Source organism: Nostoc sp., assembly GCF_036917375.1.
Taxonomy (GTDB): domain Bacteria; phylum Cyanobacteriota; class Cyanobacteriia; order Cyanobacteriales; family Nostocaceae; genus Nostoc.
Map to the genome: position 1 here is coordinate 58,659 of NZ_JBALDN010000080.1, position 13,987 is coordinate 72,645.

General features: G+C 40.9%; 9 protein-coding genes. 7 read left to right on the top strand and 2 right to left on the bottom strand.

Annotated features, from left to right (window positions below; genetic code table 11):
* Positions 1-109: 109 nt before the first annotated feature.
* Positions 110-772 (bottom strand): GIY-YIG nuclease family protein, encoded by a 663-nt coding sequence (locus tag V7K45_RS21370; RefSeq protein WP_335006956.1) that lies wholly within the window; start codon positions 770-772, stop codon positions 110-112.
* A gap of 170 nt (positions 773-942) precedes the next feature.
* Between V7K45_RS21370 and V7K45_RS21375 the strand changes: the two genes are divergently transcribed.
* Both V7K45_RS21375 and V7K45_RS21380 read left to right on the top strand, forming a co-directional pair.
* A complete protein-coding gene (locus V7K45_RS21375) occupies positions 943-1,869 on the top strand; it encodes a carbohydrate ABC transporter permease (RefSeq protein ID WP_335006958.1) in 927 nt (308 codons plus the stop codon).
* Positions 1,870-1,934: 65 nt separating this feature from the next.
* A complete protein-coding gene (locus V7K45_RS21380) occupies positions 1,935-2,762 on the top strand; it encodes an Rpn family recombination-promoting nuclease/putative transposase (protein WP_335006960.1) in 828 nt (275 codons plus the stop codon).
* Positions 2,763-2,776: 14 nt separating this feature from the next.
* On the opposite strand, the gene V7K45_RS21385 is transcribed toward V7K45_RS21380, so the two are convergent.
* Positions 2,777-8,806 carry a translocation/assembly module TamB domain-containing protein gene (locus tag V7K45_RS21385; RefSeq protein WP_335006962.1) on the bottom strand — a complete coding sequence of 2,010 codons (6,030 nt, stop codon included), beginning with the start codon at positions 8,804-8,806 and terminating at the stop codon, positions 2,777-2,779.
* 261 nt (positions 8,807-9,067) lie between these two features.
* Between V7K45_RS21385 and V7K45_RS21390 the strand changes: the two genes are divergently transcribed.
* The 5 genes from V7K45_RS21390 (at position 9,068) to V7K45_RS21410 (ending at position 13,969) form a co-directional block, all read left to right on the top strand.
* Positions 9,068-9,496, top strand: coding sequence for a DUF3110 domain-containing protein (locus V7K45_RS21390; protein ID WP_335006964.1), 429 nt, complete (start codon positions 9,068-9,070; stop codon positions 9,494-9,496).
* A 145-nt stretch (positions 9,497-9,641) separates the two neighbouring features.
* Positions 9,642-10,568, top strand: coding sequence for an N-acetylmuramic acid 6-phosphate etherase (gene murQ / locus V7K45_RS21395; protein ID WP_335006966.1), 927 nt, complete (start codon positions 9,642-9,644; stop codon positions 10,566-10,568).
* A 745-nt stretch (positions 10,569-11,313) separates the two neighbouring features.
* A complete protein-coding gene (locus V7K45_RS21400; protein ID WP_335006968.1) occupies positions 11,314-12,513 on the top strand; it encodes a response regulator in 1,200 nt (399 codons plus the stop codon).
* 495 nt (positions 12,514-13,008) lie between these two features.
* Positions 13,009-13,371 carry a response regulator transcription factor gene (locus tag V7K45_RS21405; RefSeq protein ID WP_292754625.1) on the top strand — a complete coding sequence of 121 codons (363 nt, stop codon included), beginning with the start codon at positions 13,009-13,011 and terminating at the stop codon, positions 13,369-13,371.
* Between the two features lie 124 nt (positions 13,372-13,495).
* Positions 13,496-13,969, top strand: coding sequence for a chemotaxis protein CheW (locus V7K45_RS21410; protein ID WP_335006970.1), 474 nt, complete (start codon positions 13,496-13,498; stop codon positions 13,967-13,969).
* The last annotated feature ends 18 nt before the right edge of the window (positions 13,970-13,987 follow it).

The window sequence follows — 13,987 nt, forward strand, 5'->3', positions numbered from 1 at the left end:
TGCGCTTCCCTCAGCGCCCCTTTGCGTTTTAAAATCTTAACTCTCATCTTTCACAGAACTTTCATGCCACTTACTCAAAAAGTCAAATAGCGCACTCAAGCAGACAAAATCAATACTTAGTTTCCTGTGTCTGTGCGTCGATAATTACACTCCAGTCATCGTTGTTCACAGCAGCTTCAAGTTGACGCTGACGTTCGGCTTCACTCGCATCTGTTGTTTCTAACTCTTTAGAAAGAGTTGTATCAGCCATTGCTTTCCGCAGTTTTAGCTTTTTCTCCTCGTAGGCTTGAAGTTGGGCTTCTGACATTACCGCCTTAGTCGCTTCACCTACCGTACTAGCCCACATTTCGCTTTCAGTTGCATTACCAGGTGGTGTACTTTCGAGTTCTGCTATCCACGCATCTCGCAAATCTTCCATTTCTTGACGTTTGGGAAACTTAAATGCTTGCACGCGTACAAAAGCACACTTTTGCTCGCCATTTTGGCGAAGATGGCTGTTTAGGGAAAGCAACACATTCCGAGAATAGCCAATGTACTGCGTGTGGCGTTCTGCATCTAATACTGCGTAAACTCCGGCAATTTTAGCGTTCTGAGCAGCTACACTCCAAGCCTCAAACTCAATGATTTCAGTACCATTATTTGCCAGTTCAGGAGTTATACTCACCTCAATGGCGGCGTGTTCGTTGTCAGAACTATACAAAAAATCATGCAGTCCACGGTGGTTTATGGGGACATTTTGATGTTCAATTGGCGGATTGTGCTGAGTTTCCATTGCAGTTGATCTCCAAGTTATTAATTAGCGATGTCTACGACGAACTTCTCTACGAGAGGCTACGCCAATGCTTACACAAGCAAATAATGCCCTTAAAATATTGAAGCTTAAATCTACTCACATCTCCAAATTCTTGTTTTGACAAAGCAAAAACAACTATTCAACTTCTTATGAATCAATTGATACCTAAAAATTGGATGTTCATCAAACAGCGCCTTACCCCTTATTTATTCTTACTACCCGCCTTAGTACTTTTAGGGTTAACTGTCTTTTGGCCTGCATTGCAAGCATTTTACCTTAGCTTTACCAGCTATGAAGACATTGCCCAGCCGCCACAATGGATAGGTTTCGCCAACTTTTTCAAGCTTTGGAAGGATGCAGTTTTTTGGAAAACCTTAGAAAACACTTTTTTATATCTTGTAGGTGTAGTACCAATTTTAGTAATTGCTCCCTTAGTACTGGCAATTTTGGTAAATCAGAAACTGCGGGGAATGAATTGGTTTAGAGCAGCGTACTACACTCCAGTGGTAATTTCAATGGTGGTTGCAGGAATAGCTTGGAAATGGCTGTATGCAGAAAACGGATTACTGAATCAGTTATTTAAAGCTTTAGGTCTTTTTCCAGAAGGTATTCCTTGGCTAACTAGCCCAGCAAAAATTTTTGGCATTGTACCAATTTCTCTTGCCAGCGTCATGGCTGTCACCGTATGGAAAGGATTAGGCTACTACATGGTGATTTATTTAGCGGGGTTGCAATCAATTCCCGCTGATGTTTACGAAGCAGCAGCCATTGATGGCTCTGATGGTATTAGCAAACATTGGGATATTACCATACCTTTAATGAAGCCATATTTAGCCTTAGTGGCAGTAATTTCGGCTATTTCTGCGACCAAAGTCTTTGAAGAAGTCTACATTATGACTCAAGGAGGCCCACTCAGTAGCTCGAAAACGATTGTTTATTATTTATATGAGCAAGCCTTCAATAACTTAGAAATTAGCTATGCTTGCACAATTGGTCTGGTGCTATTTTTGATAATTTTAGGATTGTCAGTTTTGCGATTAACTATTAATCGGCAAAGTGATGATATCACAATTTAATTAATTTAAAAAAATCATTTTCTCTTATCTCCGATAATCTGAAAATATTCAAATATCGAGAGTGCATGAAAACAGACACGATTTTTTACACTTTATTCCAAACTCTTCCAGGTGTCTTATTTGAACTTTTGGGACAATCGGAAGCTTTAGCATTACACTACCAATTTACCTCAGTAGAAATCAAAGAACTAGCACGTCGTATCGATGGCTTATTCTTACCCAAACCTGACTACCCAGAAGACACAATCTATTTTGTTGAGGTACAGTTTCAGCGCGATGATGATATTTACTGGCGAATAATCACAGAAGCATTCCTTTATATCAATCAATATAAACCTCAACGTCGTTGGCAAGCAGTATTACTTTTTGCTCAACGTAGTCTCGATCCAGGTATACCATTTATTTATCAAACATCATTAGCTCCACAGCAAATTCGTATAATTTATTTAGACGAGTTAAATGATGTACCATCATCTTCGATTGGGCTAGGCGTAATTAAGTTAGTAGTTGCAGCCGAAGATCAAGCCGTACAGCAAGCGAAAAATTTGATAAAACAAGTACAACAAACGGATGAAGCTAACCGTAGCAATCTTTTAGAATTAGTAGAGAGAATGCTTATCTACAAATTTGTAAACAAAAGTCAGCAGGAGTTAGAAGCAATGTTTGGATTAACCGATTGGAGACAAACCAAATTTTACCAGGAAGTAAAGGAAGAAACAAAGCAGGAAGTAAAAGAAGAGGTTCGCAAAGAAACAAAGCTCAATACTATACCACGTTTACTTAAGTTGGGTTTAAGTATAGAGCAAATTGCTGAAGCATTAGAATTGGATGTTAAACAAGTACAGCAAGCTATTGACAAGCAAGGAAAAGAGGGAACAGGAAGTAATTCGTAATTTAAGAGATTTCTTTAAAACCGCTTTTGATATTCCACTACTGCACGACTGTCATCGGTTAAGTTAGTGGAGGCACGCACACGAAATTCATTGTTTATCCGGTAATTAATACCCCATTGAAAGGGGTCATTTGTTGTCAAAATTTTAATGCTGGAAACTGATATTTTGGAAGAAATGTCAACCCCAGCCTCTGCTGCTAATTCCAAAGTTGAATTGCTTCTTCCAGCTTCAGGATTCTCAGATATCACGGTAGGAAATATCCGCAGTTCACTTAAGCCAAAAGTACTCCCAATCTGGTTAAAAGCTGATTGGAAATTGTTAAACACAGCCGAACCTGCAATGTTAATCAGACCTAAAGTACTGTCTGCACGTCCTTGGGTGTCTACAAATCCACCTCCTAAAAGAGCAACAATTTCGGTTTGACTGCGTGATGGACTACTTGTTAATTCTAAATTTTCATTCAGTTTGCTAGCTAAACCGTTGATAGTAGCTTCGACTCGAACACTCTCTAACGCTGATAAACCTGTAGAATTTACTCGGCTGAAGTCATTACTTTGAGTGACATCCAGTACTTTGGCAAATAGCCGAATATCTAAGTTGGGGTCGCGGGGTTGAGAAGGACTAAAGGTTGCAGTGTGTTTATAGCCACGAGCAAGGTTAAATTGGGTAGTAAATAAATTTACCCCTCCTTTTTCTAACTGAATAGTGCCATCGGGTATAGGCTGATTGATTAAGCCGTTAACTATGAGATTACCGCTGGCGCGGAAGTTGAGAATAGGGTCACGGGTAATTTGGACGTTTTTACCTAGTTCCAAATCTAAATTATTAAATCTGGCGTTAGTATTTCCTGTCCCATTTCCAATTTCAGATTTGCTCTGCTTATTATCTTTCGTGGGTGATACGCCAATACTACCATTTTCAGATGTCGTGGCATTGGTAGATTCTGCCAGCAATACTTTACCATCAAATAAATTTACTCTACCGCCAATTATGGGATTAAGGGCAGAACCAGTAATCTGCAAATTGCCACTAGCGCCTCCCTGATAAAGTCCCTTGAGATTCAACGCTAACTGATCGAGATTAACAGTCAGGGGATTTTTGATATTTACGTTCTCATTGTTGAAGATGGGAATTTCACCAGCAGCTTCTACCTTCCCACGGCTAAATCTACCTTGAAGATTTTCTACTAAGATGCTGTCAAAATTAAACAGAACTCTACCTGTGACGCGTCTCAGCTTACCTGGTAAAGCCTGGGCTGAAAAAGTAGCATTATTGACAGTAGCAATTCCATTTACTTCAGGTTTTTGCAGCGTTCCTCGCACCTTGAGGTCTACTTCTCCTTCACCTTTTTCAAATACCACTTGATTAGTCAATGCGTTTAGCAGCCCCAATCCCTCGTTTTCTAACTTCATATCTAAACTGATTTGATCGCTGTCTGGTGCGACGGAAGCAAAAGGTAATTTATAAGGGATGCTGCCAGTAATATCAACAGGTTTTGGCCCAGCAACTGCTACAGTACTACCAAAATTTAAACGTCCATTGGCATAGCTGAAACTTGCTGTTGCTGACTCTATTTTGCTCTGATTTAGTATTCCTTCTGTGATTTGCAATTCCCCTCTAGCTTGGGGATTAGCAATGCTGCCTGCTAAAGCTGCTGTACCGTTAAGATTACCTGTGATTCCAACTGGTAATTTGACAACATTATTCAATAGTTGTACTGGAAAATTATTCACCCGCAGCTGACCAGATTGTTCATCACCACCAACGTTACCTGTAAATGCAATCAGTCTGTTTTGAGATTCGATTCGTAATGGTCGCAAACTTAAAACACCGTTCTCAAAGTTGCCTTCGGCAATCACTTTTTCGGCAGTATAAAAACGATTTCGTTCTTCCTTTTTACCCCAGGCAAAGTCTTGTCCATTCAAATTAAAATCCACTGATAACCCATTGGCTGTTGCTGTATTTACAGCCACTTCTCCATTGAAAGTCCCTTTTAAGTCTGCCAAATCTGGTATTGGAGTTGAATTAAGTCGCTGTTCTTCCTGTTCTGCCACTAAAGCTTCAATTTCAGAAAACCGTTGAATTTGGGTGAATAAGGGTTCATTTGGCGTTCCTTGGGGGTTAGTAGTCAGATCCGCTGCTGTGCCGTAGATTTCTGGCGAACCACCAGGCAAATTTTGTAAATCAAATACCTTTGCTACAGCCAGAACATCTTGGATCTCACCCTGCTTGACGTTCAGTTTACCTTGGAGTTGAGGCCCTTTACGGCTTTGAGTCACAGTCCCAACAAGGGCGTAGCTACTTTTTCCTTTGACAAATTCGCTATTAGTGAGTGTGGCTTTACCATCACCGTAGCGGAATTGAGCAGCTAAACGATCGCCTTTAACCCGGCCAATTTGGGGATTTGCGATCGCTAAATTTCCCGTTGTTGCCAATGTCTGCTGATTAAACAGCAAATCCCCTGTCAACAACCCAGTTATCTTACCAGCACCCAAGCGAGTAATGGGTGGCGGAGTCAAATTCAATATTTGTAAGGGGAAATTGGCAACTTTCAGCGCCCAATCATTCCCTTGAACATTACCTGTGGCTGATGCTTGCTGCCACTTGACTAAGAAAGATTTCGGGCGATTATTGGCATCTAAATTGAAGTTCAGGCGATCGCTATTACCTGCCAAGTTTAAACTCAAACCGCGTCCCTGTACTGAATCGATGTTTCCAGTTAACAACGGCTCAAAAGCAATATCTTGAACAACCAAGTCTCGTAAGTTGATTTGCCCTACTACATTTGGTAAGGGCAGTTTTCCAGTGATTTGACCATTAAAATCTACTCTCCCCGCCACGGCAACCTGATTGGGAAGATTAATCGGTAACTGTTTTAAGTTGTAATTCTGCGCCTGGACGTTGAGATTTAGGGCAGTAATTTCCGGTATCCCTGCTTGCTTTGCATTGGCTAATATGTTACCAGTAACACTTAAACCGGGAGCCGTTGCTCGCTCAATGGTCAACCTTTCACCACTCCAAGCGATCGCAGCTGTCAAGGGTTGCTCTAAACCAGGGATACCTTGAGATAATTGCACCTGTCCAGCAGCACGTACATCAGCTAATTTGGACGATCCTAGCGTGCCAGCTAATTGCAACTGACCGCCAAACTGACCCCGCAATTGTTGATTTAACCGATTTAATTCCACACCGGCAGCATCAACTACAGCTTGATAGCGACCATTAGCTACTTGGATATTAGAGGCTGTAATATTTCCACCTGCAACATCCAGCCGTCCCTGACCGTTAGCTTGGATAGTTTGTGGTTGGAAGGATTCAACAGAACCCGCCACGTTTGCTTGACCAGTTAACGTCCCTCGGAACTGCGATGGTACTGCTGCTAATTGTTGTAAAGGTACATTAGTTGCCTGAACTTGCGCCTGGTATACACCATTACCCACCTGGATATTAGAGGCTGTAATAGTTCCATCCGCAACATTGACCCGCGCCTGACCGTTGGCTTGGATAGTTTGCGGTTGGAAGGATTCAACAGAACCCGCTACGTTGAACTGACCAGTTAACTTTCCTCGAAACTGCGGTGGTACTGCTGCCAACTGCCGCACAGGTACATTATTTGCCTGAACTTGCGCCTGGTATAAACCATTACCCACTTGGATATTAGAGGCTGTAATAGTTCCACCTGCAACATTTATCCGCGCCTGGCCATTGGCTTGAATAGTTTGCGGTTGGAAAGACTCAACAGAACCCGCTACGTTGAACTGACCATTTAATGCTCCTTGAAATTGCTTTGGCACTTTTGCCAACTTCTGTACAGGCACATTTTTAGCCTGAACTTGCGCCCGATAAACACCATTCGCCACTTGGATATTAGAGGCTGTAACCGTACCCCTGCCAATAGCAAGGCGACCCTCACCACTGGCACGGAAGGTTTTCAGGCTGAAATCATCTCTGCTACCTGCGATTTGGAACGTTCCCGCCAAAGGATTATCTAAAGCTGAGGGAGACTGTTTCAATATTTGTCCCAACCGCACACCATTAGCTACAAGTTGAGCCGAGAAACTTTGGTCTTGTAGTTGGATATTAGAAACTCCAACTGTGCCGCCACCAATTTGAACTCCTGCACCATTACTGCGAATTGTGGCAATTTTAAATGGTGCTGTGCTGCCTGAGAGGATGAGACGACCATTGAACTGTGCCCCAGCCAAAGAGACATTTTGCAGTTGACTCTTGTCTACAAAGGGTTCTAATTTTACCCCAGAGGAAACAGCCACAGCTTGCCAACGCTCATTGGCATAACTACCAGTTGCCCGAACTATTCCACCACTGACATTCAGAGCCACATTGCGGAAAGATACGTTGCGATTTGGAGCGATCGCAACCTCGCCCGTTCCAGGGTAAGTTCCGTTAGGAGCTTGGAACTGTACCACAGTTTGGACATTGGTAGGAGCGCCAGTTAGTTGAGCTGTACCTGAGACATTGCCAATTTGGAAGGTAGGTGTTGTTTCATAAACTTTGGCGATCGCATCTCCTAGAACATTCTTGGCAGCGAAATTTAAATCCAGTCGCGGACTCTTACCAAGTTGAATTGTACCAGCGCCCGTAATCTCACCACCAATTTTAGCTTTACCTTGAATATCTTTTAGGGTAATTAAAGAGGAACTAGTAACAAGCTCAAATTTACTACTGATGTTATTAAAATCAACTTTGTCAATCCGAGCAGTTTGAATTGTGGCAACCGAGCCGGAGAGAATTGGCTCTTTAGTCGATCCAGTAATCTGCAAAGAAGCTTGTACTTGTCCAGCGATCGGTACAGGTAATTTTACCTTAAGAGTCTCTTGGGCATTCGCCAAACTCACCGCATTTACACGCGCTGCCAACTTCAAGCCTGCTTGAGTATCGACGATTCCCGTAGCCACTAAAGGAATTTTGCCGTAGTTGCTAGTCACATTATTTAACTGCAACTCCGTTCCTTGGAAGTGGAGGTTTCCTTGGCTATTGCTCAACAGTTGCGGGACTTTGGGTATTTGCAGCGTTACCCCTTGCACAGTAGCGTTGCCAAACAATAAAGTTTGCTGTCCTGGTGTCAACCGAACTAACAAATCGCCATTGGCTCGACCCGCTTGTAAGTTCACTGGTAACTTAATCAACCGAGTAATATTCTCAGCCAGAAAATCTTGTGCTTGCACCTGGAAAGTCCCTGCTAGCACCTTAGAACGTGTCTCTCCCTGAATGGAAATATTGCCACCACTGTCTGCTTGACCCCCAACTTCAAACCGTATCAACTGGTTATTTGCTAAAAGTTGAGCAGATCCGTTGAGTTGAGAAAATAGCACCGGCAATTGCTGAGTATTGTTAGTAGTAGCAGGGTGTTGAGCCAGCGCTGAATTAGAAGTTGGGTCTTCTCCCTTGCTCCCCTGCCCCTCGGTAACAGAGCGTAGCCGAAGTGCTGCCCCCCTGCCCCTCTGCCCCCCTGCTCCTCTGCCCCCCTGCTCCTCTGCCTCCTCATCTCCCTCTACTCTCTCATCCGGCATCAAGGCCAGCTTGGCATTACGAAACCGCAAATAGTCCAAATCGGTTTTAATTGCACTGTTTCCACCTGACGACGCGATGGTAGTGGAAATCCAACGCCCTTGATCATCCTGGTCAATGTAAATATCTGGATTGACTAAGGTTACATCTAGCTTTAGATGGCGATTAAAAATTAGTTGTAACAGATCAAAACCCACCTCTACAGATTCGACTGTGGCCCGATCTGCATCTGTGGGTGTGGCTGGGATAGCTGAAGCCCCAAACTGTACACCTGTCAACGAAAATTGTGTGACTCTTCCCAGTTTTACCGGACGGTTGAGTGTAGTAGTTAGACTTTGTTGTGCTAACGGCGTTAACTCTGTTTGGACAAAAGTCCACAACCGCCAAATACCAACGATAACTCCTAACAGTAAAAGTCCACTCAAGGCAATGCTACCCCGGCTCAACACCAGCAACCACATACGTTTGCGGATAGGGGAGGGGGAATGAATATCTTGATTGGTAGATTTAATCATTTGCTTTCACTGTATTAATTGCCGGATGTCGCTGGCACACACAAGCATTAACTGGCACATTGGTTCACTATGCCATTTCCAGGATACGCCAACTAAACCCAAGACCCCATTGGTTGAGTTACGGTATTTTTCTCGATCCAATACTTATGCTTAATAATATTGGCGTTTTCAGGAAAATCTGAATAGAGTGAAAATTATTCCTGTGACTTTCCTTGAGGCACAATCTCGAACTTTAATATGAATAAACCTTAAAAAGGACAGATGATTACACCAATGCGTGTTTTTGTGTTAATTTTTAACGCTCGAACGGAAAATGAGGGGATTCACACGATTCGGGAAGGTGATCGCAATAAAATTCTGATGTTCGAGTCAGAAGATGATGCCACGCGCTTTGCCCTGATGTTAGAAGCTCAGGATTTCCCCGCACCGACACCGGAGCCGATCGATGCTGAAGAAATCAAGGAATTTTGCGAAAGTGCTGGGTATGAATGGGAAATCATCCCAGAAAACAGCAATTTAGTTGTAACTCCCCCAGAACTTAACGTTGAAAAAACTGACTGGCAAGAAGATGCCCAGAAGGAGGATACTGTTGAAGACACCTTCCCTCTCAATCAACAGCCGCTAGATGAACCAGAATTGTCTGATTCTGAATTAGAGAAAATTCGTCGCAAATTGGAAGGGTTGTTGTAAGTAGTCATTAGTCATTGGTCATTGGTCACTTGTACTGAGCGTAGCCGAAGTATTAGCCATTGGTCGCTAACTGACTAATGACAACGGACATAGATAGATGCCTAAAGAAAGGGCGGCGTAGGGTAGAACAAAGGACAAATGACAAATGACAAATTTGCAAGAACGCGGGCATCTTTTAACTGAGCTGGTAAATCCTAATAGTCTGAACTTAGACCAGCTCAGTTCTCTGGAATTGGTGGAGTTGTTTAATGACGAAGACCAAAAGGCTGTCGCAGCAGTTGCAGCGGCGAAAATTCAGTTGGCAGAGGCAATTGAGCGCACCGCAGAGCGTTTGCGCCACGGAGGACGCCTATTTTATATCGGTGCGGGTACAAGTGGCAGATTAGGGGTGTTAGATGCTGCTGAGTGTCCACCTACTTTTTGTACACCCCCAGAGTTGGTACAGGGGATTATTGCTGGTGGTGCTGGTGCACTAGTACGTAGTTCTGAAGATTTAGAAGACAGCATTGAAGATGGTGAGGCTGCGATCGCAGGGCGGCACGTTACCCAATTAGATGTCGTAGTTGGCATTACCGCTGGTGGGACAACGCCTTATGTCCACGGTGCGCTTCATGCTGCTCGTCAGCGAGGAGCTATAACTATTTTTATCGCCTGTGTTCCTGCTGAACAAGTTAGCTTTGATGCCGATATTGACATTCGCCTATTAACAGGCCCAGAAATAATCGCTGGCTCAACTCGCCTGAAAGCTGGTACAGCCACTAAATTAGCTTTAAATATCCTTTCTAGCGGTGTGATGGTTAAGCTAGGCAAAGTTTATGGCAATCGCATGGTGGATGTAGCAGTAACAAATCAAAAATTACGCGATCGCGCTTTGCGAATTTTGCAAGACCTCACAGGTTTAAGTCGGGAAACTGCGGGTTTTTTACTAGAACGTAGTGGAAAATGGGTCAAGCTGGCGCTATTGATGCACTGGACTGGTTTGGAAAAAGACGAAGGCGATCGGCTGCTTTCAGAACACCAAAGTAATCTCAGGGCAGCTCTTATCAGCTATCAAAACCACAAGCAACCTTGAAGAAATTTTCTAAATAAATACTTTTTAATCTGGCTGTTACTTGTTTTAGTAGCATGCCTTTTTTTAAGAAGAATATTATCTAGAAAAGTTGACATTAATTCTAATAATTAAGAATAGTAAACTTAAATAAATATTTTTAACCTCTATTGTGAATGTGAATAACTAAAGCAAGTCTCTTTGGAGACTGCTAATCTTTTTTAAACAAAAATTCAGAACTTATACGGATATGATTCAGTATGAAAATTCTTAAAATGATATCTTGATACACTATTATCTCGACTATGGCAACCTACTTTAGTCATAACTTTAGTCATAAATATTAGCAGAAAAGTAAACTCTGCCGATAAAGACTTTATTGCTAGATAAATTCTTTACTAGCAATAGTTTTGCTATCTTAACATCTGCCTTGCTTTTAATAATCTTGATTTAGACTGCTATATACCAAATCCATTTGCACTGATTCACATATCTGCCAATCGCTATATAGCTAGAACACTGTGACAAAAGTGTTACCTACCTTTAACAAGTGACTTAAGAAACTTGTCTGGTTAAATGAGATGGTAGGTAGATTGACGCTGTGCTCCACTATAGGACTCATATTTGATTTCTGAAAAAACTCAGTACATTTTAGAAAGCCTTCTTTCCTATTCCCTGTTCCCTGACTACGTAGATCGTTTCAAAAATCAAACTGGATTCCTATAGTATCGGTTTTTAATAGCTAGCTTTTTAATAAAAGGTACAAACTATGCCCCATCAAGAACTTATTTCAAATAATCTAGTAAATGAATTTAAAACTTGTACTCAGTTGCAATACAATGGCAAGTTAAATATTAAAAGTTCAAAGGGCAGTCAATGGACTTTTTACTATCGACTGGGACGGATAGTTTGGGCAACAGGCGGAACTCATCCCTTCCGACGTTGGCGTAGACATATAGCCCAGAATTGTCCCCAGATTGATATTGATAAGTTGCAGTTACGTGGACAAGACCTATCAATTGATTACTGGGACTATAAGCTGATAGAAGTATTTTATAAAAAACAGAAAATTCAGAGGGAACAGATTCAATCTATTGCGGAAAATACAATAGCAGAACTATTATTTGACCTAGCTTTGCAAGGAAACTTTGCTTCTTTAACTTGCAATCGCAACCAAGAAGTTATCTTAGAAACCCCAATGAGCTTCACGAGTGCAGAAATGTCTGTAAAGCACATGCAAGACTCATGGAAAATTTGGTCAGAAGCAGGTTTAGCAAATTTTTCTCCTGACTTAGCACCAATTTTACGGCGACCAGAACAACTTGAGCAGATGGTAAGTCCATCTGTCTACAAAAACTTTGTGAATTTAATCAATGGCAAATTCACTCTACGAGATTTAGCCATGAAAATGAAGCAAAGTGTATTGCCACTGACCCGTTCATTGCTTCCTTATATCCTTAAAGGAATCATCGAATTGGTAGAAGTACCTGACTTGCCTTTAAGAATTACTGAAGTTAACAATAACTCTACCACCACACAACCAAAAAAACGGATTGCTCCACTAGTAGCTTGCGTCGATGATAGCCCTCAAGTATGCAAAATGGTAGAGGATATTGTCACTTCCAATGGATTTAGGTTTGTCAAAATTCAAGATGCTGTACAAGCTCTACCAACTCTGATTCAGGATAAACCAGACCTGATTTTTTTGGATTTGATTATGCCAGTTGCTAGTGGTTACGAAATTTGTACTCAGTTACGAAGAATATCTACATTTTCCAACACACCAATAATTATATTAACAGGCAGTGATGGTCTTTTAGATAGAGTTCGTGCCAAAGTAGTTGGTTCTACAGATTTTCTCACTAAACCTGTTGTGACTGATAAGGTAATGAGTATAATACGTAAATATTTACCTACACAGAGCGTATCCACCGATAAGAGTAAATCTAATTTAGAGGTTTGTAAGTAGGGAGAGTTAAAGGCAATTTTTGGTTCTCAATTCTTCCTCAAAGTTTAGAGAGTTTATACCTCAGTAAAAATTAAATTATTGAGGTTCCACAATTTTAGATTCACTCTATTACTCAAATCATTTATTTGTCATTTATTTAGGCTTTTAGATGTATTTTCACTTTTAAATTATTTAGCTGTTAGTCATGTTTAAAGTTTGAATGTTCAATCTAGAATTGAAAATCTAAAATTAGCTTATCAAACTATTTTCTATTAAAAAATCTTATATTAAATTATGTTGATTACGTACTTTTTCTGAGGTTGATAAATAAAGATTGAATCAAAATTAGACAAATACAATTTTTTGTATTTATAGCAGTCCTATTTGATTTGTGAAATATTGGTTAGGGCAAAGGGGTTAGGGCTAGTCTCTAGTCCCTTCCATGTCTTTTTGAGAAATCATTGAGGATTTGTATATTTTGTTTACATTTTGAGAAAAAGTTAACGAGTAATTGCCATGAATACTGTTTTAGTTGTTGAAGATGGCTTAACAGATATGGAAATAATCAGCCGTTACTTGCAACAGGCAGGTTATTCTGTAATTAGCGCCACTAGTAGTGAAGAGGCTCAAGACAAAATAGATAAAAATAAACCAGATTTAATATTTCTCGACGTAATTTTACCAGGTAAAAGTGGTTTTGAAATTTGCCGAGAATTGAAAAATAATCCTGACACTAGCAATATACCTGTGGTTTTTTGCTCTACAAAAAATAGTGATGTAGATAAAATTTGGGGTAATATGTTAGGCGCTGATGGTTATCTATCAAAACCGATCGATCGAGATGAACTAGTGGTAATTTTAAAGCGATTGCTTAATTAGTAAAAATCTCACAATTAAACAAATCCTAGAAGTCACTATTTTTTAGATAGAATCTCTCCAAGAATCAACAATAACTGCAAATAGTGGCTAAAGATAAATCATCAAGGACAAAGGATCGATAGCTTTGGAAACCCAGCAAAAGTTTTTAAGTTTTAATTTGGGAGTAAGTGATACAGCCGTCATTTCTCTACAACACATCACAGAAGTTTTGCAAGTATCATTACCAGAAATATGTGGCGTTCCTCAAATGCCAAGCAGCATTTTAGGTATTTATAACTGGCGTGGTGAGATGCTTTGGTTAGTTGATTTAGACGCAATGTTAGGTTATCCTCCTATTTCGCAAGGGTCAAATTTAGTTTCAAGAATGATGGCAATTGTTCTAGAAAATAAAGGTAAGTATTTGGGTCTATTAGTTCGACAACTTATAGATATTGAATGGCTGGATACTCAAGAAATGAAACCCGCAACTGCTGAGTTGTTTTATCCGAAAATATCACCTTTTTTACAGGGATATTTTATTAATGGTTCGGAGGAGATAATTTTTAATTTGGATGCCACAACTATTATTCAATCTCCAGCATGGGGAATTCATAATTGAATATTTAGTAATGTGTGA

Excerpts from the sequence above, each read along its gene's own strand:
- V7K45_RS21370 (WP_335006956.1), bottom strand. The coding sequence starts at position 772 with ATGGAAACTCAGCACAATCCGCCAATTGAACATCAAAATGTCCCCATA.
- V7K45_RS21375 (WP_335006958.1), top strand. The coding sequence starts at position 943 with ATGAATCAATTGATACCTAAAAATTGGATGTTCATCAAACAGCGCCTT.
- V7K45_RS21380 (WP_335006960.1), top strand. The coding sequence starts at position 1,935 with ATGAAAACAGACACGATTTTTTACACTTTATTCCAAACTCTTCCAGGT.
- V7K45_RS21385 (WP_335006962.1), bottom strand. The coding sequence starts at position 8,806 with ATGATTAAATCTACCAATCAAGATATTCATTCCCCCTCCCCTATCCGC.
- V7K45_RS21390 (WP_335006964.1), top strand. The coding sequence starts at position 9,068 with ATGATTACACCAATGCGTGTTTTTGTGTTAATTTTTAACGCTCGAACG.
- murQ (WP_335006966.1), top strand. The coding sequence starts at position 9,642 with ATGACAAATTTGCAAGAACGCGGGCATCTTTTAACTGAGCTGGTAAAT.
- V7K45_RS21400 (WP_335006968.1), top strand. The coding sequence starts at position 11,314 with ATGCCCCATCAAGAACTTATTTCAAATAATCTAGTAAATGAATTTAAA.
- V7K45_RS21405 (WP_292754625.1), top strand. The coding sequence starts at position 13,009 with ATGAATACTGTTTTAGTTGTTGAAGATGGCTTAACAGATATGGAAATA.